Origin of the sequence: Romboutsia lituseburensis (assembly GCF_024723825.1) — a bacterium.
Classification (GTDB): Bacteria; Bacillota; Clostridia; order Peptostreptococcales; family Peptostreptococcaceae; genus Romboutsia_F; species Romboutsia_F lituseburensis_A.
This window is the reverse complement of sequence record NZ_JANQBQ010000001.1, coordinates 1,940,186-1,963,912: the sequence shown is the minus strand read 5'-3', so window position 1 is coordinate 1,963,912 and position 23,727 is coordinate 1,940,186. Positions and strand designations below refer to the sequence as shown.

At 29.8% G+C, this 23,727-nt stretch carries 20 protein-coding genes and 1 pseudogene; 16 read left to right on the top strand and 5 right to left on the bottom strand.

What is annotated here, in order from left to right; genetic code table 11:
• Positions 1 to 18 precede the first annotated feature (18 nt).
• A complete protein-coding gene (gene thiI / locus NWE74_RS09475; RefSeq protein WP_258242946.1) occupies positions 19 to 1,191 on the top strand; it encodes a tRNA uracil 4-sulfurtransferase ThiI in 1,173 nt (390 codons plus the stop codon).
• 93 nt (positions 1,192 to 1,284) lie between these two features.
• On the opposite strand, the gene pflA is transcribed toward thiI, so the two are convergent.
• Positions 1,285 to 2,019 carry a pyruvate formate-lyase-activating protein gene (gene pflA / locus NWE74_RS09470; RefSeq protein WP_258242945.1) on the bottom strand — a complete coding sequence of 245 codons (735 nt, stop codon included), beginning with the start codon at positions 2,017 to 2,019 and terminating at the stop codon, positions 1,285 to 1,287.
• A gap of 365 nt (positions 2,020 to 2,384) precedes the next feature.
• Positions 2,385 to 4,616, bottom strand: coding sequence for a formate C-acetyltransferase (gene pflB, locus NWE74_RS09465; RefSeq protein ID WP_258242944.1), 2,232 nt, complete (start codon positions 4,614 to 4,616; stop codon positions 2,385 to 2,387).
• Positions 4,617 to 4,935: 319 nt separating this feature from the next.
• Here pflB and NWE74_RS09460 point away from each other — a divergent pair, with 319 nt between their 5' ends.
• The 11 genes and pseudogenes from NWE74_RS09460 (at position 4,936) to spoVAE (ending at position 14,467) form a co-directional block, all read left to right on the top strand.
• Positions 4,936 to 5,895, top strand: coding sequence for a calcium/sodium antiporter (locus NWE74_RS09460; protein ID WP_258242943.1), 960 nt, complete (start codon positions 4,936 to 4,938; stop codon positions 5,893 to 5,895).
• Positions 5,896 to 6,025: 130 nt separating this feature from the next.
• The gene (locus tag NWE74_RS09455; protein ID WP_258242942.1) at positions 6,026 to 7,657 is read left to right on the top strand and encodes a DEAD/DEAH box helicase; all 1,632 of its coding nucleotides are present in this window, start codon (positions 6,026 to 6,028) and stop codon (positions 7,655 to 7,657) included.
• A gap of 207 nt (positions 7,658 to 7,864) precedes the next feature.
• A pseudogene (locus NWE74_RS09450) lies at positions 7,865 to 9,838 on the top strand (molybdopterin-dependent oxidoreductase).
• Between the two features lie 97 nt (positions 9,839 to 9,935).
• Positions 9,936 to 10,271, top strand: a complete 336-nt coding sequence (spoIIAA, locus tag NWE74_RS09445) for an anti-sigma F factor antagonist (protein ID WP_092726658.1) — start codon at positions 9,936 to 9,938, stop codon at positions 10,269 to 10,271.
• Positions 10,272 to 10,284: 13 nt separating this feature from the next.
• The gene (gene spoIIAB, locus NWE74_RS09440) at positions 10,285 to 10,719 is read left to right on the top strand and encodes an anti-sigma F factor (protein ID WP_092726660.1); all 435 of its coding nucleotides are present in this window, start codon (positions 10,285 to 10,287) and stop codon (positions 10,717 to 10,719) included.
• Between the two features lie 26 nt (positions 10,720 to 10,745).
• Complete coding sequence (sigF, locus tag NWE74_RS09435; RefSeq protein ID WP_092726662.1) at positions 10,746 to 11,510, top strand: RNA polymerase sporulation sigma factor SigF; 765 nt, start codon at positions 10,746 to 10,748, stop codon at positions 11,508 to 11,510.
• A 100-nt stretch (positions 11,511 to 11,610) separates the two neighbouring features.
• Positions 11,611 to 12,195, top strand: coding sequence for a stage V sporulation protein AA (locus NWE74_RS09430; protein ID WP_258242941.1), 585 nt, complete (start codon positions 11,611 to 11,613; stop codon positions 12,193 to 12,195).
• Between the two features lie 11 nt (positions 12,196 to 12,206).
• On the top strand, positions 12,207 to 12,623 hold the full coding sequence (locus NWE74_RS09425) for a stage V sporulation protein AB (RefSeq protein WP_258242940.1): 417 nt from the start codon (positions 12,207 to 12,209) through the stop codon (positions 12,621 to 12,623).
• A 2-nt stretch (positions 12,624 to 12,625) separates the two neighbouring features.
• Positions 12,626 to 13,069, top strand: a complete 444-nt coding sequence (gene spoVAC, locus NWE74_RS09420; RefSeq protein WP_258242939.1) for a stage V sporulation protein AC — start codon at positions 12,626 to 12,628, stop codon at positions 13,067 to 13,069.
• 12 nt (positions 13,070 to 13,081) lie between these two features.
• On the top strand, positions 13,082 to 14,098 hold the full coding sequence (gene spoVAD, locus NWE74_RS09415; protein WP_258242938.1) for a stage V sporulation protein AD: 1,017 nt from the start codon (positions 13,082 to 13,084) through the stop codon (positions 14,096 to 14,098).
• A 6-nt stretch (positions 14,099 to 14,104) separates the two neighbouring features.
• Positions 14,105 to 14,467, top strand: coding sequence for a stage V sporulation protein AE (gene spoVAE, locus NWE74_RS09410; protein WP_258242937.1), 363 nt, complete (start codon positions 14,105 to 14,107; stop codon positions 14,465 to 14,467).
• 79 nt (positions 14,468 to 14,546) lie between these two features.
• Here spoVAE and NWE74_RS09405 read toward each other — a convergent pair whose 3' ends face one another.
• On the bottom strand, positions 14,547 to 17,285 hold the full coding sequence (locus NWE74_RS09405; RefSeq protein WP_258242936.1) for a transglycosylase domain-containing protein: 2,739 nt from the start codon (positions 17,283 to 17,285) through the stop codon (positions 14,547 to 14,549).
• A 315-nt stretch (positions 17,286 to 17,600) separates the two neighbouring features.
• Between NWE74_RS09405 and yunB the strand changes: the two genes are divergently transcribed.
• Entirely contained in the window at positions 17,601 to 18,305 is a 705-nt protein-coding gene (yunB, locus tag NWE74_RS09400) for a sporulation protein YunB (RefSeq protein WP_258242935.1), read from the top strand.
• A gap of 87 nt (positions 18,306 to 18,392) precedes the next feature.
• Here yunB and NWE74_RS09395 read toward each other — a convergent pair whose 3' ends face one another.
• Both NWE74_RS09395 and NWE74_RS09390 read right to left on the bottom strand, forming a co-directional pair.
• The gene (locus NWE74_RS09395) at positions 18,393 to 19,382 is read right to left on the bottom strand and encodes a SpoIVB peptidase S55 domain-containing protein (RefSeq protein WP_258242934.1); all 990 of its coding nucleotides are present in this window, start codon (positions 19,380 to 19,382) and stop codon (positions 18,393 to 18,395) included.
• A gap of 306 nt (positions 19,383 to 19,688) precedes the next feature.
• Positions 19,689 to 20,060: a hypothetical protein gene (locus NWE74_RS09390; RefSeq protein ID WP_258242933.1), complete on the bottom strand. Its 372-nt coding sequence runs from the start codon at positions 20,058 to 20,060 to the stop codon at positions 19,689 to 19,691.
• 267 nt (positions 20,061 to 20,327) lie between these two features.
• Here NWE74_RS09390 and NWE74_RS09385 point away from each other — a divergent pair, with 267 nt between their 5' ends.
• The 3 genes from NWE74_RS09385 (at position 20,328) to NWE74_RS09375 (ending at position 23,656) form a co-directional block, all read left to right on the top strand.
• Positions 20,328 to 21,119, top strand: coding sequence for an N-acetylmuramoyl-L-alanine amidase (locus tag NWE74_RS09385; RefSeq protein WP_258242932.1), 792 nt, complete (start codon positions 20,328 to 20,330; stop codon positions 21,117 to 21,119).
• Between the two features lie 9 nt (positions 21,120 to 21,128).
• Entirely contained in the window at positions 21,129 to 21,836 is a 708-nt protein-coding gene (locus NWE74_RS09380; RefSeq protein WP_258242931.1) for a zinc dependent phospholipase C family protein, read from the top strand.
• Positions 21,837 to 22,105: 269 nt separating this feature from the next.
• A complete protein-coding gene (locus NWE74_RS09375; protein WP_258242930.1) occupies positions 22,106 to 23,656 on the top strand; it encodes an ABC-F family ATP-binding cassette domain-containing protein in 1,551 nt (516 codons plus the stop codon).
• The last annotated feature ends 71 nt before the right edge of the window (positions 23,657 to 23,727 follow it).

Sequence of the window (23,727 nt, the reverse complement as noted above, 5' to 3'; positions counted from 1 at the left end):
AAACAAGAGGTGAGACAATTGTACAATACATTAATCGTTAAGTATGGAGAAATTGGAGTTAAAGGAAAAAATAGATATATATTTGAAAATAAATTAATAAAAAATATTAAAAATATATTAAAGCCTTTAGGTGATTTTAAGGTATACAAAGAATTCGGAAGAATATATGTAGATCTAGAAGATTATGATTATGAAGAGGTAATAGAAGAAGTTAAAAAAGTGTTTGGTATAGTTGGCGTTTGTCCAGCTGTTAGAGCTGAAAAAGACTATAATAAATTAAAAGAATTAGCACTTGAAATGTTAGAAGAAAAAATAGAGCAAGGTGCTAAATCATTTAAGGTTGAAAGTAGAAGAGGAGATAAAAGTCTTGAACTAACTTCTCAAGAGATGAGTTTAGATATAGGTGGATACTTAGTATCTCAGGTAAAAGATAGAATAGCTGTTGATGTTAGAAATCCAGAGGTTAAGATAAAATGTGAATATAGACAAACACATGTAATGGCATATAGTGATACTGTAGCTGGATATGGAGGATTACCTTTAGGAACTAATGGTAGAGCAATGTCTCTTTTATCAGGAGGAATTGATAGTCCAGTAGCATCTTGGATGGTAGCTAAAAGAGGTATGGATTTAGAGTGTATACATTTCCACAGTTATCCGTTTACAAGTGAAAAGTCACAAGAAAAAGTAAAGGATTTAGGTAAAATATTAGCTAAATATTGTGGTAAAGTAAGACTACACAAGGTTAATATATTAGAGATACAAAAAGCTATAGGTTTAAGCTGTAAAGAAGAAGAGATGACAATAATATCAAGAAGATTTATGATGCAAATAGCTGAAAGAGTTGCTCAAAAAAGACATTGTGATGCTTTAGTAACTGGAGAGAGTATAGGACAAGTTGCTTCTCAAACAATACAAGGATTAACTTGTACAAATGCTTCAGTAAGCATACCAGTATTTAGACCACTTATAGCTATGGATAAAACTGAAATAGTAGATATAGCTCAAAAGATAGGAACTTTTGAAACATCTATATTACCAGAAGAAGATTGTTGTACAGTATTCTCTCCAAAGAAACCTGTTACAAAGCCTAAGTTAGATAGAATAGAAATGTCTGAACGTAAATTAGATGTTGAAAAACTAATACAAGATGCTATAGATAATATAGAAGTAGAAGACTTGGAATTTTAATTAAATATATATATAAAATAAAAAAGCCCCTTAGGGCTTTTTTATTTTATATATTAAAAACTCAAAATGAATTTAAAAAGGGCGTAATTAAATTTATTTGTTAAATACTTTAACACCAAATTTTTCTATTATTTGTTTAGCTTTTTCAATATCTTCACTAGTAGCATCTGGAGTATCTTTTAATTGATAATCAATACCCATGTTTTCCCACTTATGAACACCTAGTGTATGGTAAGGTAATAACTCTAGTCTGTCTACATTGTTAAGTGTTGAAACGAATTGACCTATTTTTTCTAAGTTTTCAACATCATCTGTAACTCCAGGTACAAGAACGTGTCTTATCCAAACTGGTATATTTCTTTCGTCTAAATGTTTAGCAAGTTTTAATGTTTTCTCAATTCCAACACCAACTAAATCTTTTGATTTTTCCTCAACCATATGTTTTAAGTCAAGTAAAACAAGATCTGTATTATCTAGTATAGGATCTACAGTTTCTATATCAACAAATCCTGATGTATCTAAACAAGTGTGTATATTATTTTTCTTAGCCTTAGCAAATAATTCTGTTAAGAATTCTGGTTGTAGTGTAGCTTCTCCGCCTGATGCAGTTATACCACCGCCAGAGAATTTCATATATGAAGAATACTTAAGTGCTTGATTTATTATTTCATCTGTAGTGTATTCTTTTCCGCCTTTAGCATCCCATGTATCTCTGTTATGACAATACTTACATCTTAATGGACATCCTTGCATAAATAATATAAATCTTATTCCTGGTCCATCTACTGTACCAAATGTTTCTATTGAATGAATTCTTCCTTTAACCATTATAGTCACCTCATAAGTTGATTTTAAATTTAAGTTTATTTTTATGTGTAATATACTGTATACAAAAATCCTTTATAAATATATTATAGAATATTATATATTTAAAGTCTATAACAAACGTTTATGTAATCTTTACTATATTTATATTATACCCAGAAAATATATGTTAAAACATAATATGATTATAATCAATATATCGGAGTGTATATAGTTTAAATGCATTAATTAATTTTATTTAAAGAGAAAAGGGGAGAGCTAATTATAAAAAAAGAGTGTAAGTTGATGAGACTTACACTCTGAAAAATTATATACTTTGATTTGTGACAATTGTATAAACTGTCGATGTAAGAAATTAGATGTTATAATTAAGCCATTTTTCCGTGGAATGTTCTGTTTATAACGTCCATTTGTTGTTCTCTAGTTAACTTGATGAAGTTTACAGCGTATCCTGAAACTCTTATAGTTAATTGAGGGTATTTTTCTGGATGTTCCATAGCATCTTCTAAAGTAGATCTATCAAATACGTTAACGTTTAAGTGATGAGCTCCATCTCCGAAGTATCCATCCATCATTGCTGATAAGTTTTGAACTCTTTCAGTCATATCTTTTCCTAAAGCACCTGGTACTATAGAGAATGTGTTAGATATACCATCTTGAGAATGTTCGTATGGTAACTTAGCAACTGAAGATAATGAAGCTAAAGCTCCGCTGTTATCTCTTCCGTGCATTGGGTTAGCACCTGGAGCAAATGGTTGTCCAGCTCTTCTACCATCAGGAGTATTACCAGTCTTCTTACCGTAAACTACGTTAGAAGTTATTGTTAATATTGATTGAGTATGAACAGAATCTCTGTAAGTTTTGTTCTTTCTTATTTTGTTCATGAAGTTTTCAACTAAGTCGCAAGCTATTTGGTCAACTCTATCATCGTTGTTTCCGTACATTGGGTAATCCCCTTCGATTTCGAAGTCAACAGCTACTCCTTGTTCATTTCTTATAGCTTTAACTTTAGCATGTTTTATAGCAGATAATGAGTCAGCACATACTGATAATCCAGCTATACCACAAGCCATAGTTCTGTATACGTCTCTATCATGTAATGCCATTTCTAATGCTTCATAAGAGTACTTATCATGCATGTAGTGGATTACGTTTAATGTATTTACATATAAGTTAGCTAACCAATCAGTGAATGGTTCAAACTTAGCCATTACTTCATCATAGTCTAAGTATTCTGAAGTTATTGGCTCGAATCTAGGTCCAACTTGAGCTAATGATTTTTCATCAACACCACCGTTTATAGCGTATAATAAAGTCTTAGCCATGTTTACTCTAGCTCCGAAGAATTGCATTTGCTTACCTATTCTCATTGCAGATACACAACAAGCTATACCGTAGTCATCTCCCCAGTATGGTCTCATTAAGTCGTCGTTCTCATATTGAACTGAACTTGTATCTATAGATACTTTTGAACAGAAGTTTTTGAATCCTTCTGGTAATTGAGTAGACCATAATACAGTTAAGTTTGGCTCTGGAGATGGTCCAAGAGTATAAAGAGTATTTAAAACTCTGAATGAGTTCTTAGTTACTAATGTTCTACCATCTATTCCCATACCACCGATTGACTCAGTTACCCAAGTTGGGTCACCAGAGAATAAATCATTGTATTCTGGAGTTCTTAAGAATTTAACCATTCTTAACTTCATAACGAAGTGGTCCATTATTTCTTGAACTTCTTCTTCAGTTATAGTACCAGCAGCTAAATCTCTTTCGAAGTATATATCTAAGAAAGTAGAAGTTCTACCTAATGACATTGCAGCTCCGTTTTGATCTTTTATAGCTCCTAAGTATCCGAAGTATAACCATTGAACAGCTTCTTTAGAGTTAGTAGCTGGCTTAGATATATCGAATCCGTAAGTAGCAGCCATTTTCTTTAATTCATTTAAAGCTTTTATTTGATCAGCTATTTCTTCTCTTAATCTTATAACGCCTTCATCCATAGTAGAAACGTCTAAAGTATCTTTTTGGTTGTTTTTATCTTCTATTAATTTATCAACACCGTATAAAGCAACTCTTCTGTAGTCTCCTATTATTCTACCTCTTCCGTAAGCATCAGGTAATCCAGTTACTATACCAGATTTTCTAACAGCTCTCATTTCAGCAGTATAAGCATCGAATACACCTTGGTTATGAGTTTTTCTGTACTTAGTGAATATTTCGCTTATTTCAGGATCACATTCGTATCCGTAAGCTTTACAAGAGTTTTCAACCATTTTTATACCACCGAATGGCATTACAGCTCTTTTTAATGGAGCATCAGTTTGGAAACCAACTATTGTTTCTAATTCTTTGTCTAAGTATCCTGGTCCATATGCATTTATTAAAGATACAGTTTTTGTATCAACATCTAGAGTTCCACCATTGTCTCTTTCTTTTTTGAAAAGAGCCATAGCTTCGTCCCATAATTTTTTAGTGTTTTCTGTAGCTCCAGCTAAGAAAGAATCATTTCCTTCGTATGGAGTGTAGTTTGCTTGGATGAACCCTCTAACATCTATTTCTTTAGTCCATCTACCTTCTTTAAATCCTTGCCATGCATTCATGTGAATAGCCTCCTTAGTTAAGTCAGGTTTAGTTTTTGTAAAAAGTTAATTTGTTTTAATTTATATATAAAATCTAGCTAGATATTTTTTAAACAATATAAGCATAACATAAAAATAGTATTTTGTATACAAAATTTGTTATGAAATTGTCGATTTTTAGACAACTGACTTTTATTTTAATATCTTATAGTACATAAATACCCAATTATAGCTAATATCAAACATAATAAAATAAAAAAAATTAAATATTAAAAATAAAACTCTTAGCATAGTATGTACATATTCTGAATATCTATTTATATAAGGAAGGGGTGAATTTATGTTAATAGTAGTATTTCTATTTTTACTTGGTTTTATACTAATAACTAAAGGTGCGGATATATTTATAAACTATACTGTTATAATAGGTAAAAAAACAAATATATCTGAATTAATATTAGGCGCTACAATAGTAAGTTTTGCAACAACATTGCCTGAATTAACAGTATCTTTATTTGCGTCCTTAGAAGGGCATACAACAATGAGTTTAGGAAATGCAGTAGGATCAATTATTTGTAATACAGGATTGGTTCTAGGATTGGTAGGACTTATAAGTCCGTTTAAAGTAGATAAGAATATGTTTTTTTCAAAATCAGTTTTATTATTAATATCTGTAATTTTATTAATTGTATTTGGCTTAGATGGAAAGATAACTAAAAATGATGGTTTAATGCTTTTAATAATGTTAGCTATATATATGTATACAAATTATAAAAGTGTAGCAGATGAAAATAAAAAGATATCTAAATCTTCTAGAAAAAAAGAAAATACAAATATATTTGAGCTTATATATATAGGTATATTTTTTGTTTTAGGACTAGTAATGATGGTAGTTGGTTCAAGGTTATTAGTAGATAATGGTGTTAAAATAGCACAAGTAATAGGTATACCTCAAGGAGTTATAAGCTTAACTGTAATAGCTTTAGGAACATCTTTGCCAGAGCTAGTATCATCTATTACTGCAATAAAAAAGAAGCATCATGCTATATCAGTAGGAAATGTATTAGGAGCTAACATATTAAATATTGTATCGGTAATAGGCATATCTGCTATTCCAAACAACATACCTATATTATCACAAACAATGAAAATAGATTTTCCGTTTATGATAGTTTTATTACTTACATTAATATTACCTACTATTAAAAAAGATAGAATCTATAGATGGCAAGGGCTATTAATGTTACTTATTTATTTTACATATATAACTACAATGTACTTAATGTATATTGTTACATAAAAAATTATTTAAGTTTATATCGTCGTGAATATTCTCTATATATAAGGGACAAAATACTAATTGCATATTATCTGAAATAAATATATAATAGAAAAGTTAAGATAAACTGATAACGGAAAGGAAATAATATATGAATATAATGAAATTTGAAGATTTACAAATAAACGACGATATAAAAAAAGCTATAGCGGATATGGGGTTTGAAGAGCCATCTCCAATACAATCACAATCAATACCTGTAATATTATCTGGAAAAGATGTTATAGGACAAGCACAAACAGGAACGGGAAAAACAGCAGCATTCAGTATACCAGTATTAGAAACAGTAGATCCAGAAGACAAGAGCCTACAAGCGGTAGTTCTTTGTCCTACAAGAGAACTTGCAATACAAGTTTCTAAAGAAATAAGAAAAATAGGAAAGTATATGCACGGAATAAAAACTTTACCTATATATGGTGGTCAACCAATAGATAGACAAATAAAATCATTAAAAGGTGGAGTTCAAATAGTAATAGGTACACCTGGACGTGTTATAGACCATATAAACCGTAAAACATTAAAAATGGATAATGTGAAAATGGTTATATTAGATGAAGCGGATGAAATGTTAGACATGGGGTTCAGAGAAGATATAGAAACTATAATAGATAAAACTCCAGAAGAAAGACAAACAATATTCTTCTCAGCTACAATGCCAAAGGGAATATTAGATTTAACTAGAGCATATCAAAATAACCCAGAGCATATAAAGGTTGTTAGAAAAGAACTTACAGTTCCAAACATAAAGCAATATTATATAGAAACAAGATCGGCTAACAAATTAGAAGTATTATGTAGATTAGTAGACGTTTACAATCCTAAATTATCTGTTGTATTCTGCAACACTAAGAGAGGATCTGATGAATTAGTTAGTGAGTTACAAGCTAGAGGATACTTTGCAGATGCTTTACACGGGGATTTAAAGCAGACTCAAAGAGATATAGTAATGGATAAATTTAGAAGTGGAACAATAGATATACTAGTAGCTACAGACGTTGCAGCTAGAGGTATAGATGTTGATGATGTTGAAGCAGTATTTAACTATGATTTACCACAAGATGAAGAATACTATGTTCATAGAATAGGAAGAACTGGTAGAGCAGGTAGAAATGGTATATCTTTCAGTTTCGTATTTGGAAAAGAAATGAGAAAGATGAGAGATATAGAAAAGTATACTAAAACTAAATTAGTTAAGCATGATATACCATCAATAGCAGACGTTGAAGAAAAGAAAGTAAGTGCATTCTTCAAAGAAGTTAAGACTGTTATAGATGAAGGGCATTTAGCTAAGCAATTACAATGGATAGAAAGTTTCTGCCAAGAAGCAGAAGAAGATTACAGCTCAATGGACGTAGCAGCTGCACTTCTAAAATTAGCTTTAGGTGAAGAAAAACAAGAAATAATCGAAGAAAAGCCAAGAGAGCGTACTAGAGAAAGAAGAGAAGGTCGTTCAAAAGGAACTACTGGAGCTCAAGAAGGAATGGTAAGATTATTCATAAATGTTGGTAGAAACCAAAGAGTTCAAGCTAAAGATATAGTTGGAGCTATAGCTGGTGAAGCTGGAATACCAGGAAAATTAGTTGGAACTATAGATATATATGATAAATATACTTTTGTTGAAGTACCTAAGCAAAATGCTAAGAAAGTACTAGAAAAAATGAAAGATATAAAAATAAAAGGTAACAAAATAAACATAGAACAAGCTAATAGAAAAAAGAAATAATGTAAAATTAAAAGCTATCTCGTATACGAGATAGCTTTTTTTTGAGCAACGAACGAAGTCTTTGGCGCCATGAAGTGTAGCGCCCACGCAGTGGCTTGAGCGAAGCGGATTTTTTATGTTTAAGACATTATATTGTAATAAAAGTATACATATGACCAAATTAAATTTGATATAATACATATAATTACATAATGGAGGTATCAGCATATGAGAATACTAAGTCATGGATGTACTTTGGACTGTTTTGATTGTTGCAAATTTAACGTATATGTAGAAGATGACAAAATCATCAAAATAGAAGGGGACAAAAATCATCCATATACAAGGGGGATGATATGTAAAAAAGGAAAAGCACACGTAACTAGGTTAAATCACAAAGATAGAATATACAAGCCACTGCTTAAAGTTAATGGAGAATAGAAAGAGATAAGTTTTGAAGAAGCAATTAATATAATGGCAGAAAAGTTAAATTACTATAAACGAAGCTATTCTTCACAGTCTGTAATGTATTATGAACAATATGGAAATGGATCAGTACTAAAAAGTATAGGTGAAATATTTTTTAACTTTTATGGCGGTGGTAGTAGAGGTAAAGGTGGACCATGCTGGAGTGCAGGAATAAAAGCTCAAAAATATGATTTTGGGTATGTTAAAGGTCATGCAATAGAAGATATGCTAAATAGCAAAAGTATTTTTGTTTGGGGCAAAAACCCAGCATATACTACAATACATACGATGCAAATGATAAATAAAGCTAAGAAAAATGGATCCATTATAGTTGTTATAGATCCAATTAAAACATCTACAGCAGATAAGGCTGATTTGTACGTTCAAATAAAACCAGGAACAGATGGTGCATTAGCTATGGCTATGGCGAAAATTGTAATAGAAAAGAATTTATTTGATAAAAAATTTATAAAAAACTATGTTAATGGGTTTGAGGAGTATAAAAAATATTTAAATACACTAGATATAAATTACTTATTAGATGAGTGTGGCGTAACATTAGATATAGTAGAAAGATTAGTTGATTTATACACTAATAAATATAGTTGTATTCACATAGGTACAGGAATGCAAAAATATACAAATGGAGGAAATACAATAAGGTCAATAAATGCATTAGGTGCTATAACAGGTCAAATTGGATTTAGCGGAGGTGGAATAAACTATGCTAATATGGTATATCCAAAAGTACTAAATTTAGATCCTTATAATAGTTCTAAGCATTGTGATAATAGAGAGTTTTACGTTAGTGAAATAAGTGAATTTATAAATGATAGTATTGATAATGAACAAAAAATACCTCTAAAAATGGCTATTATTACAAAAAGTAATTTGTTAAATCAATTACCAAATCTAAATCAATTAGAAAAGGCTATTTCAAGAATTGAATTTAAGGTATGTTTTGATATGTTTATGACAGACACAGCTAAGGCTTGTGATTTGTTCATACCTTGTACAAATACTTTAGAAAGTGAAGATATTGTATTTAGCTCAATGACAAATCCATATATAACCTATAATGAAAAAGTAGCTGAACCTAAACACATATTAATGGATGAATACTATTTCTTTAGAGAACTAGCAAAAAAAATGAATATTAAAGAATATCCTTATATTAGCAAAAGAGAATATTTAAACCAAATAATAAAACCTTTAAGCCAATTTTATAAAAATATAAGCTTAGAAAAAATAAAAGAAGATTTTATAACTATACATAATCCTATAGCATGGGAAGATAAAAAATTTGAAACAGATTCTAAAAAATTTGAATTATATTCTAATGAAGCTAAAAATGATGGACTAAGTCCTATACCTAAATATTATAGTATAAAGCAGGAAAATAGATTTAGAATTTTAACTAATCATTCTTCGGAAACATTATTCAGCCAACACTTTATGGATAAAAAATGTATATCTAAGGCATATATTAACTATAAAATGGCAAATATGTTAAATATAGAAGATAATGAGGTTGTAAGTCTGAGATCCAAATATGCCAAAATAGACGTTGAAATAAACATAGATAATAGTATAGGTGATTATATTATAAAAATGTATGCAGGATGGTGGAAAAAACACGGTAATCCAAACTTCTTAATAGAAGGTGGAACATCTGATATGGGGGGACAAGTAGTGTATAACGAAACCTTTGTAGACATAATAAAACAAAAGTAGTTAAATTTCACTGAAGGATAAGTATGTTGCTTACTAGAATTCATTTAGAAGTATAAGAGAGTTAAGATAACTTTTAATAAAGTAAGGGGGCATACTAATGATAAAATATTCTTTAGATAACAAAAATCTAGTAATAGAATTTATGTCTACAGAACTAGATCATCATATAACTAATGAAGTTAGAGATGAAATAGATGATATATTGATGTCAAAGTCAGTAAAAAATATAATATTTGATTTTAAAAATATCAAATTTATGGATTCATCAGGTATAGGTGTAATTATAGGAAGATATAAAAAGGTTTCCAACGAAGGTGGAAAAGTATCAGTAGTAAACGTAAATGCAAGAGTCAAAAAAATATTTAATTTATCAGGTATGAACAAGATAATAGGCATTTATGATACATATGAAGAAGTAGTAAGTTCTTTGTAAGGGGGAATATATTATGAGTAATATAATGGAAGTGAAGTTTTCTGCCAAGTCTGAAAATGAAAGTTTAGCAAGAGTTATAGTTGCATCTTTTGCAGCAAAGTTAGACCCAACAATAGATGAATTAGCAGATATAAAAACAGCAGTATCAGAAGCTGTAACAAATGCCATCATACATGGATATGATGAAGATGAGTCAAAGTTTGTATACTTAAGATGTGAAATAAATGAAAATGAAGATGAAGTAAAAATTGTAGTAGAAGATAGAGGAAATGGTATAGAAGATGTTCAAATGGCTATGCAACCACTTTATACATCAAAGCCAGAGCTTGAAAGATCAGGTATGGGATTCACTGTTATGGAAAGCTTTATGGATGGTGTAACGGTAAGTTCAATAAAAAATGATGGAACAAAGATAGTAATGACAAAAAAAATAAACTTACCTAAATAAAGTCCAAAAAGAATAGAGGTTTTATTATGGGGATAACTGCAAAAAAAGAAGAAAAAAGAGCATTGCTTAGCCATGAAGAGACACTTAAATTAATAGATAAGGTACAGCATGGGGATGAAGAGGCTAAAGAAATTTTAATAGCTAATAATTTAGGATTAGTTAGAAGTGTTGTTACAAAATTTTTAAATATAGGTTATGATAGAGATGATTTATTCCAATTAGGTTCTATAGGTTTAATGAAAGCCATATATAAGTTTGATCCAAAGTTTAATGTCAAGTTTTCAACATATGCGGTACCTATGATTTTAGGAGAAATTAAAAGATATCTAAGAGATGATGGTATGGTTAAAGTATCAAGATCTTTAAAGCAAATAGCCATAAAAGCTAAAACAACTAGTGAAATACTAACCAAAAGGTTAGGAAGAGAGCCTAGTATTGAAGAGTTAGCCAAAGAGCTTGATGTAGAAAAAGAAGATTTAGTAATGGCTATGGAATCAAATTTTTCAGTAGAATACTTACATGGAGTAATACATGAAGAAGAAGGAAATCCGATATGCTTAATAGATAAAATAAGTATGAAGGGCGAAAGTGAAGAAGAAAAGGTAATTGATAATTTACTTTTAAAAGAAGTATTGGGAAAATTAGAAAAAAGAGAAAGACAGATAATAATGTTGAGATATTTTGAAGATAAAACTCAAAGTGAAATAGGAGAATTACTAAATATATCTCAAGTACAAGTTTCAAGGATAGAGAAAAAAGTATTATCAAAACTAAAATCATATATTAGTTAAATTAAAATAAGCCATGAATTTACTTAGTAAAAATCTAAATAAATTTTATGGTTTATTTTTTTGTATTAAACAAATAATAACAAAGAAGGAGGGATTATGAATGGAAGATATTTACTTAATACCTAAAAAAATAACCCCTTTTAATATTACTAAAAGTAGTATTTATTTAGAGGATATATACTCTGTATATCCAAAAGAGTATGAAAATAAAATGAAAAAAATATCCCTAAGAAATTATAAAAATAATACTTCTAAGTATGATGTAATACATTTAGGTGAAATAATAGAAGCTGTTAATAATAAGCACTCAGATTTACGTCTTAATTTTTTAAAACCAGATGATGTAATAATATTTTTTGATGACTTAAAAATAGATAAGACAAAATATTTAAGAGTGTTTATAGTTTCAATAGTAGTATTAATGGGTTCTATAATGGGGATAATGAATTTTCATGCAGATGTAAATATGGCACAGTCTCAATTTATGATGGTAAATGCAATTACTAAAGATGCTAAATTGTACTTACCTTATTTTCAGTTACCATATTCAATCGGAATAGGTATTGGAGTGGCTATATTTTTTAACAAATTTATACCTACGTATTCTAAGGGAGAGCCTAGCCCTCTAGACTTAAAAATGATTTCTTTGAATAAAGAAATAGAAAATCAACTAAGAAAGAAATAATGAGGTATGATGTGAAAGTATTTTTAATTTTATTTGGAGTGTCATCAGGAATAATGGTAGGAGCAGGTGTAGTTGCCTTATTAATATTAATTGGTATTATACCTAGGATGGCTCAAGTTAGTAAAACAAAAGAATATATAAACATATATGAATGTTTATTAGTAGTAGGTACATTACTGGGTGGATTTATATCTATACAAAGGATACATTTCAATTTGGGGAAAAATGGAGTAGTTGTCTTTGGATTAGCCTATGGAGTTTTTGTTGGTTTTTTAAGTTCAGGTCTTACAGAAGTATTAGATTATATACCGGTAGTATCTAGAAGACTTAAAATCCCTACAATGTGTTTAAAATATATAATAATATCTATGCTTATTGGAAAAGTAGTAGGATCGTTCATAGGATGGCAAATAATACAAGGAGGATAATTATGGATAAAAAAAATTATAAGCAATATGTAGATGAAATAAGTCCAAAGCCTAAGTACTTGAAAAACTATACTCTTGCATTTTTAGTAGGAGGAACTATATGCGTTATAGGACAAGGAATAAACGATGCATATATGAACCTAGCAGGACTTGATAAAATGGCAGCTGCAACATCAACATCTATAACATTGATATTTATAGGAGCATTTCTTACAGGTCTAGGTGTTTATGATCTTATAGGAAAAAGAGCAGGAGCTGGATCGATTATCCCTATTACTGGATTTGCAAACTCTATAGTATCTCCAGCAATGGAATATAAAAGAGAAGGCTATGTTTTAGGTGTAGGTGCAAATTTATTTAAAGTAGCAGGGCCTGTATTAGTTTATGGTATAGGATCATCAATCTTATGTGGATTTTTTTATTATATTTTTACTCTTGTAAAGTAGGATGGTGAATATATGTCAACTAAAAGAATAGGAAATAGAACTGTTAAATTAGAAAATGGACCAACTATAATATCTGCGGCATCTGTGGTAGGGCCAAAAGAAGGTAAAGGTCCTAAGTCAGAATATTTTGATTTAATATTAGATGATGATTTATATGGTGAGAAATCATGGGAGTTATCGGAAAGTAAAATGGTCCAAACTGCTATGAAAAAAGCAGCAGAGAAAGCAGGAAAAAAATTAGAAGATATAAACTATTTGATAGGTGGAGATTTAATAAATCAATTATTTCCAGCTTCTTTTGCAGCCAGAGAACTTCAAATTCCGTTTTTTGGAATATATGGTGCATGCTCTACTATGGCAGAAGGAATGTGCTTGAGCTCAATGCTAATAGATGGAGGATTCGCAGATTTTATATTATCTGGTACATCAAGTCATTATTGTACAGCTGAAAGACAATTTAGATTTCCTTTAGAACTTGGAAATCAAAAACCGATGACTGCACAGTGGACAGTTACAGGTGCAGGAAGTGTACTTATAAGTTCAAAAGGAAATGGTCCTAAAGTTAAGTTTTTAACTGTAGGAAAAGTCATAGATAAAGGTATTGATGATGGGAATAATATGGGCGCAGCTATGGCCCCAGCAGCCATTGATACTATATACTCTTACTTTAATGATACTAAAGATAACCCAAATAGCTTTGACTTAATAGCAACAGGAGATCTTGGTAAGTTAGGTAAGCAAATTACAGAAGACTTGTTAAAAGAAAAAGGTATAGATATCTCAAATGTTTATACTGATTGTGGAATCGAAGTGTTTGATTTAGAAGAACAAGATGTTCATTGTGGTGGTAGTGGATGTGGGTGTTCAGCATCTATATTCGCAGGTTATATTTATAATAAATTAAAAAATAAAGAATTTAATAAAGTAATGTTGGTATCAACAGGTGCTTTATTATCGCCAACAAGTACACTACAAAAACAAACTATACCTTGCGTTGCCCATGCTGTGGTTATAGTTAACGAGGAGTGATAAAATATGATATTAGATTATATAAAAGTATTTTTTGTAGGTGGCATCATTTGCTTAATTGCACAAGTACTTATGGATTACTTTAAAATGCAAACACCATATGTAATGGTAACTTATGTTACAGCTGGAGTTATTTTAACATTTTTAGGATTATATGAACCTATAGTAAAATTTGGTGGTTCAGGTGCAACAGTACCTATTATGGGATTTGGGTACTCTCTAGCAAAAGGTGTTATGAAGTCTATTGAGACAGATGGATTTTTAGGTATATTCTTAGGCGGAACTACAGCTACAGCTGGAGGTATAGCAGCTGCTATAGTTTTTGGGTATATAATGGCAGTGGTATTTACTCCAAAAGCTAAACCATAATATTAAAAAATAATGATTTACAAAAATATTTATAAATAAAAAATGGACTATCATTTTTAAGATAGTCCATTTTTATCGTTTACTCTGTCGGTTCTTGAGGAGTAGTTGGAGTAGTTCCACCACCAGCAGGAGGAGTTGGAGTAGTTCCACCACCGTTATCAGGAGGAGTTGGAGTAGTTCCGCCGCCACCGGCAGGAGGGGTTGGAGTAGTTCCACCACCGTTATCAGGAGGAGTTGGAGTAGTTCCACCACCATTATCAGGGTTTGTAGAGTTATCATTTCCGTTTTCAGGAGTAGTAATTGTTTCTTCTTCAGGCTTCTTTTCCACTTTAGGAGCGGGATTTCTATAAGAAGAATATCTGCTAGGAGATGTACCTTCTATAAATGCAGCATTAGAACCACCAGAAGATCTACCACCATCTATTAAGTTTATCTTAGTAAAGTACACATTTTCTGGTACTTTAAATTTAACAGTATCTAAGTTTTCATGAATCTGTCTCATAACTTTAGCCCATAATTTAGCAGCAGTACCACTACCACCAGATACACCTTGTCTAGGTAATATTTTACCTGTATTAGGATCGGTTATACCTCCATCATCTCCGATATAAGTTGCACCGACATAATAAGGTGTATAACCAACAAACCAAACATCTAAAGATTTATTAGTTGTACCTGTCTTACCTGCAACTGGCATATCTTTAGGAAGAGATGCAGATTTACCGATACCTTCAGTTATAACAGCTTGTAGCATATCTGTTATAACATATGCTACATCAGGCTCTACTACCTTGTGTTCTTCAGGAGTATTTTTTACTATTAGCTGACCATCATAACTAGTTATGGTAGTAAATATAATAGGTTCTACATAAACCCCACCATTAGCTAAAGTACCATAAGCTGCTGCCATTTCAAGTGGAGATATACCTTTTGTCATACCACCTAATGTTAAAGCTGGATAAGTTCTATCATTATGGGTAGGGTCAGAAGTTTTACTATCAACTAATGTACTTATTCCGAAGTTTCTTAGATAATCTATCATTACATCAATAGTATCTTCATAATTATCACCTAACATTTCTGCAGTTTTTATAGCTATAGTATTAGATGAGTACGCAAGAGCTTTACGTAAACTCATAGTACCACTTCCGGCAGTAGTAGTGTTAGGATTCCATTTGTTATTTTGTTTAAATTTATATCCACCTTTAGCATCGCTAAATGCAGTAGATTGAGTTAATTTTAATGTATCAATAGCAGGAGTATACACTGATAGTGGTTTAATAGTTGATCCAGGTTGTTTTGGATACGTAGCTCTATTTATACCTTTTCTTCCTGTTATATGTCTACCACCAACTAAAGCCTTTATATGACCATTTCTATAGTCTAAAATTACCATTGAAGACTGTGGCTGAGGTATACCATTAGTATTTCTCGTACCAGGGAAGTTTATTTTTTTATCATACTCACCTTCTAATACATTTTGCATACTTGGATCAATAGTTGTATTTATTATTAATCCTCCATTGTAGAATAGGTTATAAGCTTCATCTTTAGTATTACCTTGTTCAACTAAAGCATCTATAACTTCGTATTCAATAAGGTCCTCAACTGAAGATACTACAGTATCTTTTGGTTTAGGAAGTTTTATTTTTATTTCTTCAGCAACAGCTTTATCATGTTCCTCTTGAGTTATAGAACCCGTTTGTAGCATTTTAGCTAAAACAGTTTCTTGTCTTATTTTAGCATCTTGGTTATTTACAGCTTTTCTAACAACCATAGTACCAGATTTTAATTGTTTATAAGTTTCTTTTGTAGAAATAAGTCCCCATGAATCTAACTTATCTACCATTTCTAATTCCATTACAGAAGGATCATCAAGGAGATCATCAGGAGTATTTATAAAGAACAATAACTTGTTTTCTACATCCTCTTTACCTTCAGTACCCTCTAATTTGGCAGTTCTATAAGCAGAGTATTTAGTAGGGTTTTTAGTAGATCCAGCAAGTAATGCTGACTCTGCTAAAGTAAGCTGACTAGCATGTTTATCAAAATATCCTCTAGCACCAGCTTCAGCCCCAGAAAGACCTTTACCAACGAAGAAGTTATTTAGATAAACTTCTAAAATTTCATCTTTAGTTAAAGTTTTACTCATTTCATATGCATAGTAAATATCTTTAATCTTACGAGGTATACTTTGCTCTTTAGATGTTAATAACATTTTAGATACCTGCATTGGTATTGTACTACCACCTTGCTTAGTCCCAGTTAAGGTCTTAACAACAGAACGAAGTAAACCTTTGACATCAACACCGCCATGCTCATAGAATCTTTCATCCTCTATAGCAATAACAGCTTTCTTTATATAATCGCTCATATCATCTAAGCGTACAGGTTCTTTTTTATTAACACTAGGTGCATTAGATAAAATTTCTCCTGTAGAATATTTAATAGTAGTTGTTTGATAAGTCTTCTTATCTAGAAGTGCTTTAGTAACTGGTTCGACATTTCTTAGTGAAGCAAACACTAAACCTGTCCCAGCTGCAGTTCCAACAACTAACATAACTAAAAATACTATACCAGCAACTCTTAAGAATTTAAACTTGTCATTCTTATTACTTGGTAGAGTACTTTTTTTCTTATTAGAAGAAGAGTTACTAGGCCTTGAAGAAGAGCTACTAGGTTTTGAAGAAGAGCTACTATTTGGCCTTGTAGGTCTACTAACACTTTTGCGAGAAGCACTTGAACTACTTGGTGTAGATGATGAAGTAACTTTCTTTCTTCTAATTTTATTTTTATTCTCATTGTTATCATTACTCATTAAGCTTAACCTCCTTACTTAATGTAATATTATACCACATCTATGCATAATTTTCTAATTACATAATAAAAATGAATAGAATGTAACACTTTATGTATACGCCAATATAAAAAAAATAGTATACATTTTTTTATGAATAAAAATAATGAAAAAAATTAAAAAATAAATGGTATTAAAAAGAATATTAATACCATTTATTTTTAGCTAAGATAGGCAAAAATATGTAATACTTCGATTTTATAAAAAAATATAATTATATCAATAAAAAAGCAAGTAATAAAGAATAAGAACATAATATATGTAAGGGGGAATAATATGAAGAGAAAACTTATGGAACCAAAAAGTAACGATTTTAAGAAAATAATAGTTATTTTTTCAACTATATTTGTATTATCAGTATTTATAGGAAGTTTTATATACGTAGATACAAGTTTAAGACCTACAATAACTGTACTTGCAGAAACTAAGGCCTTAGAATTAGCAAATAGATCAATAAATAAGGCTGTTGGAGAAATAGTAAAAGATAAAATAAGCTACTCTGATTTAATGAATACTAAGCTAGACTCAGATGGCAAAATAACAATGATTCAAGCTAATACAATAATGATGAATAAGATAGCGTCAGATGTAGCATTACAAATTCAGGAGGAACTAAAACAAGTAAAAACTACAACTTCTTACATACCAATAGGAACAGCTTTGGGAAGTCCTATACTTGCAAAATATGGACCACAACTAAAAGTATCTATAGAGCCAATAGGAACAGTGTCAGTAGATTTTAAGACTAACTTTGAATCATCAGGAATTAATCAATCAAGGCATTCAATTTATCTACAAGCTAAAACGCAAGTAAAAGTAGTAATACCATTAACGACTACAACTAAAGAAGTAAAAGCACAAATACCAATATGCGAAACTATAATAGTAGGAGATGTTCCTAATAGCTATGTAAATATACCCGATAATGGAGTAATAAATACTATTCCTAAGGTGGATGTAAATAATGTTAAAAGCAAATAAAATAATAAAAAATGAATATAAATTATAAAAAAATACAAAATATAGATAAATAGGGAGTAGATTAAACTCTACTCCCTAATATTAAAATTAATTGTCAATCATCCATTGAATAAAAACTGCATATCCAAAACTTGGATCATTCTCAACTGCATGAGATATAGCACCAATTATTTTATCACCTTGAACTATAGGAGTACCACTCATTCCTTGGACAACTCCTCCAGTTTGAGCTAATAAATCTTTATCAACTATTTTAAACTTTAATGTCTTTGCTTGTGGTGATCTTTGTTTTTGTATATCTATTATCTGTATATCAAATTTCTGACAACCATTAGAAGTTGTTTGCAAGATAACTTGAGCTTTACCTAATTGAACTTCATCTAAAAAAGCAACTTTATATGATTTTGAATTAGATGTATCAAATCCTACAATATCACCTTTAATACCAAAGTCAGCATTGGAAGTAAATTGACCAATAGTATCTTTCCTTTTAGCACTTATTGACCCAACACTACCTTTAACTGATTTTTGGATAAGTAAGTCTGAAGTTGTAGATATATTACCTAATCTTATATCAACTTTTCGAGAAGTACCTACACTAATTGGATGAGCAATAGCTCCAAAAGTATTATCCTCAGGGTTAATATAAGTTAAAGTAGCAAATCCTGAAAGTAAACCATTAATATTTACTTTTTCTAATTCAGATTTAGTAGTTTCTAAGGTGAAATTATGAGTTCCTCTTCCTACTAAAACAGAAACTTTATCTGAAGGAGATATGCTAGATAGTAATTTTGAAAAATCACTATAATCATTAATAGGAGTTTTGTTAATTGCTATAATAGCATCACCTAGTGTAAAAGGAGATCCTTCAACATAATTTCTAACTATTACATTTTTTAACTCAGCATCAATCTGTATGATGTTACCAATTGGAACTAAATAATCTGAATCTGTCTTCAAATTAGACTGTGCATAGATTAAACTATTTGAGAAAAAATATAATAAAAAAGATGCAATAAAGATAATTTTTAACTTTATTAAATTTTGTTTTTTTGAGGTAGAAATTTTTGTACCCATAAAACACCTTCTTTCTGTCAAATACTTGATAAGTTTTGGTGCTTAATATTATGTTGCACAAGAATACTGTTTTGATTCTTGGAAAACAGAAACAATAAAACCTTAGATTTCAAAAATAAACAATTAATCAATTAATTATGAATAAAATGATAGAATATTATAAACAATACAATATAAAATTTTGATAAAGTTCATATATATATAAATGATATAGAGAGTCATTAAATATTTATAGAGAAGCAAAAATTAAAATGGAAACTATGTAAATTTAAATAATAAAAGTAAAACACTTAATTATAGTGATAATTAAGTGTTAATTTTTTTTTTGATTTTTTTTCTTTTAATTTTTTTTATGACAGTTCTTTTTTTAGGGTTATTATTTTTTAAATTTGCTCTATATTTAGATGAAGTTACAGCGACATCTGGAACTGGAGGAACGAAAACTTCTTCAGTTGTATCACCATCTTCAGAAGAAGGACATTGTTTTACAGAAGATATTAATGCTAATTCATCAGACAATACAGCAAAAAAAGTAGCCAATATATTTAAATCAGTATTATCAAAATCCTCTGCTAGAGCTATAGCTATAGTTGAAGCAAGAACTATATAATCGACATAACCAAATTTACATAAAACTGGCTGTTTTTTAGAATTTGTATTATTACTATCGCAACCCATATATATAATACCTCCTATATAAATATATATGTATTACTTGTCAAATAAAAACTAAAGAATAAAATTAAATAAAAATATAAATTTTGGAAATAATATTATGAGTATTTATTTTTTATAAATTAAAAATTTATATTATACAAACTCATGTAAACAAGCTATGAATAGAGATAATAGCTGAAGTTAGAAAATTGTAAAAAATAATATTTTGATCTACGTATTAATTAGTTGGTATGAACTGAAATTTTTATTATGAAAGGGGTATACACTATGAAAAAATACAGATTATTGGTAACAACTATAATTGCTATAGGCATTATCATTATAGGAACATCCAATCCGATTAGTAATCTTTATAAAAGTACAAATTTAATTAGCAAAGGTATACAGCAAAAAGATGATAAAAATCAGAATAATAAAACAAATGAAAAAAAATTTCTAATATGTATAGACCCGGGTCATCAAGAAAAGGGAGACCCTAATCCAGAGCCTATAGCTCCCGGATCGTCTCAAACTAAAGCGAGAGTATCATCTGGAGCAACAGGTGTAGCAACAAAAACCCCAGAATATGTGTTAAATTTAGAAGCATCTACAGTATTAAAACATATACTAGAAGGTAAGGGTTATGATGTTATGATGACTAGGGAAACTCATAACGTTAATATAAGTAATGCAGAAAGAGCAAGGCTGGCTAATGATAAAAAGGCTGATATGGTTATAAGAATTCATGCAGATAGTTTAGATAATTCAGGCAAAACGGGAGCATCGATATTAATACCAGCTAAGGAAAGTAAATATACATCTAATATATATGGCTCTAGTAGTCAATGCGCTAAATTAGTAAAAAATCAAATGACTAATGCAGGTATATCGGTAAATGGGATATTTGAACGTAATGACTTAACAGGATTTAACTGGTCACAAGTACCTGTAGTTTTAGTTGAAATGGGATTTTTAAGTAATTATAATGAGGATCAGATGATGTCTAATCCAGATTATCAAAGAAAACTAATGCAAAGTGTTGCAGATGGAGTTGAAGAATATCTAAGACAAAAAAATTAGGTGATGACAATGAAGAAAAAAATAGAAAGTGCATATGCATCAGCCTTAAGAGGAACTTTTAAGGTGGTAAATCCAATTAAAAAAAGCATAATAAATACGACATGTGAAGTTCATTTATTTATACAAAACAATGCTTTAGATATGTTAAAAAATTCTGGTTATAAAGATGAATATAGATTTTTTAAAGAATATTTAACACAAATGAATCAAGGACTAGTTTGGGCAGATCAAGATTTTAAATCATATCATCATTTTTATAATCCAATAGAAGGTAAAGGAAAATATGGTTATGAGGAAAATGCCATGACAGTAGCTGTTAATTATTATAATAAAGCCTTGAAGTATTTTAAAGAAGATAACTTTTCAAAAAGCATGTTTTTCTTTGGAGCTGCATGCCATATAATACAGGATTTAACTATACCTCAACATGCTAAAGGTAGATTATTAGATAATCATAGGCAGTTTGAGGTGTATGTAAAAGAAAATTATAAGAAAATAAAACGATTTAAATCAAGCGATATTCCATTAATCTTGGATAGCATAGAGGCATATGCAGATCATAATTCAATGCATGCTCTAAATGTAGATTATATGTATAAGAATATAAATGATATAAATACGAGGTTTTATTTAATTGCTGTTAAATCATTGACCTTATCTCAAAAATCTACAGCAGGGTGTATGATTATGTTTTTTAAAGATTTAATATATATGTAAAGTTAAGATATATACAATTTGGATTTATGAACATATTAATAGAATTAGACAGAGAGAGTATTAAAATATACATAGATTTGTTTAATTCTATTTTTATGTAATCAAATTTAAAAAGTATAAAATCTCAATGATCAATAAATTTGATTAACTAATATGAAAATCTTCTAGTATTAAGCTTGTGTTTATTAGGTAGAATACTTGATTTAAGTCAAAAAAGAATATATTATAGTATAGAATATGTAGACAAAAAATAATAAAGAGGTGGAAAAATGCTAGTAGTTGAAAATGTAAGTCATGGTTTCGGAGCAAGAACTATACTAGAAAATGTTTCATTTAGACTAAGAAAAGGTGAACATATATCACTAGTTGGAGCTAACGGAGAAGGTAAATCGACTTTTTTAAATATAATAACTAAAAAACTTATGCCAGATGCAGGTGATATAAAATGGTCATCTAGGGCGACTGTAGGTTACTTAGATCAGCATACAGTATTAACAAAAGGTAAAACGATAAGAGATATATTAAGAGATGCATTCAAAAATATGTTTGATTTAGAACAAGAAATGATCGGTATGTATGATAAAATGGGAGAAGCTAGTGATGAAGAAATGACAAAGCTTCTAGAAGAAACGGCAGAAATACAAACTATTTTAGAAAATAGTGGTTTCTATATGATAGATGCTAAAATACAAGAAGTTGCCAATGGATTAGGTTTAGGTGAAATAGGATTAGATAAAGATGTTACTGACCTAAGTGGAGGTCAAAGAACGAAAGTGCTTTTAACAAAGTTACTACTTGAAAATCCTACTATATTAATATTAGATGAGCCGACAAACTATTTAGATGAAGAACATATAGTTTGGTTAACAAGATATCTTCAAGAATATGAAAACAGCTTTATATTAGTATCTCATGATATACCTTTCATAAATGATACATGTAATGTAATATATCATATGGAAAATGGAGAATTAAATAGATACAAAGGTAACTATGATGAGTTTGTTAGACTTAATGAAATAAAGAAACGTCAAGAAGAAAATGCATATGAAAAGCAAGTTGAAGAAAGAAAAAAATTAGAAGATTTCGTTGCTAGAAATAAAGCAAGAGTTGCTACTCGTGGTATGGCAAACAGTAGACAAAAGATTTTAGATAAAATGGAAATCTTAGAAAGACCAAAGGAAAAAATAAAGCCTACATTTGAATTTAAGGAATCTAGAGCATCGAGTAGATTCGTATTTGAAACTGAAAATTTAGTTTTAGGATATGATGAAGCATTAACTAAGCCACTTAACTTTACACTAGAAAGAAATCAAAAGATAGCATTAAAAGGGATGAATGGAATAGGAAAATCAACATTACTTAAGACTTTATTAGGAATAGCAAAGCCTTTTGAAGGAAATGTTAAATTAGGGGACTATTTAGATGTTGGTTACTTTGAACAAGAAAGCTCAAGAGATAATTACAACACTCCTATGGATGAAGTATGGGCAGAATTCCCTGGTCTTAGTAATTTTGAAGTAAGACAAAACCTTGCTAAGTGTGGCTTGACAAATGAACATATAACAAGCCAAATGAGAGTTTTAAGTGGTGGAGAAGCTGCTAAAGTTAGAATTTGTAAAATAATGCTAAAAAATATAAACTTACTAGTTCTAGATGAGCCGACAAACCATTTAGATGTAGAAGCAAAGGATGAATTAAAAAAGGCTATAAAAGAGTTCAAAGGAACTGTTTTATTAGTATGCCATGAACCTGAATTCTATATGGATATAGTTAATGATGTGTGGAATATAGAAGATTTCACTACTAAAATAGTATAAATCATAAATTTTAATCTCCCTGTAAATCTGATATTTTCAGGGAGATTAACTATATTTACGCTGTTAAAATA

Excerpts from the sequence above, each read along its gene's own strand:
- sigF (WP_092726662.1), top strand. The coding sequence starts at position 10,746 with ATGGGGATAACTGCAAAAAAAGAAGAAAAAAGAGCATTGCTTAGCCAT.
- spoIIAA (WP_092726658.1), top strand. The coding sequence starts at position 9,936 with ATGATAAAATATTCTTTAGATAACAAAAATCTAGTAATAGAATTTATG.
- NWE74_RS09385 (WP_258242932.1), top strand. The coding sequence starts at position 20,328 with ATGAAAAAATACAGATTATTGGTAACAACTATAATTGCTATAGGCATT.
- pflB (WP_258242944.1), bottom strand. The coding sequence starts at position 4,616 with ATGAATGCATGGCAAGGATTTAAAGAAGGTAGATGGACTAAAGAAATA.
- NWE74_RS09405 (WP_258242936.1), bottom strand. The coding sequence starts at position 17,285 with ATGAGTAATGATAACAATGAGAATAAAAATAAAATTAGAAGAAAGAAA.
- yunB (WP_258242935.1), top strand. The coding sequence starts at position 17,601 with ATGAAGAGAAAACTTATGGAACCAAAAAGTAACGATTTTAAGAAAATA.
- NWE74_RS09430 (WP_258242941.1), top strand. The coding sequence starts at position 11,611 with ATGGAAGATATTTACTTAATACCTAAAAAAATAACCCCTTTTAATATT.
- NWE74_RS09455 (WP_258242942.1), top strand. The coding sequence starts at position 6,026 with ATGAATATAATGAAATTTGAAGATTTACAAATAAACGACGATATAAAA.
- pflA (WP_258242945.1), bottom strand. The coding sequence starts at position 2,019 with ATGGTTAAAGGAAGAATTCATTCAATAGAAACATTTGGTACAGTAGAT.
- spoVAD (WP_258242938.1), top strand. The coding sequence starts at position 13,082 with ATGTCAACTAAAAGAATAGGAAATAGAACTGTTAAATTAGAAAATGGA.
- NWE74_RS09460 (WP_258242943.1), top strand. The coding sequence starts at position 4,936 with ATGTTAATAGTAGTATTTCTATTTTTACTTGGTTTTATACTAATAACT.
- spoVAE (WP_258242937.1), top strand. The coding sequence starts at position 14,105 with ATGATATTAGATTATATAAAAGTATTTTTTGTAGGTGGCATCATTTGC.
- NWE74_RS09390 (WP_258242933.1), bottom strand. The coding sequence starts at position 20,060 with ATGGGTTGCGATAGTAATAATACAAATTCTAAAAAACAGCCAGTTTTA.
- NWE74_RS09380 (WP_258242931.1), top strand. The coding sequence starts at position 21,129 with ATGAAGAAAAAAATAGAAAGTGCATATGCATCAGCCTTAAGAGGAACT.
- spoIIAB (WP_092726660.1), top strand. The coding sequence starts at position 10,285 with ATGAGTAATATAATGGAAGTGAAGTTTTCTGCCAAGTCTGAAAATGAA.
- spoVAC (WP_258242939.1), top strand. The coding sequence starts at position 12,626 with ATGGATAAAAAAAATTATAAGCAATATGTAGATGAAATAAGTCCAAAG.
- NWE74_RS09375 (WP_258242930.1), top strand. The coding sequence starts at position 22,106 with ATGCTAGTAGTTGAAAATGTAAGTCATGGTTTCGGAGCAAGAACTATA.
- NWE74_RS09395 (WP_258242934.1), bottom strand. The coding sequence starts at position 19,382 with ATGGGTACAAAAATTTCTACCTCAAAAAAACAAAATTTAATAAAGTTA.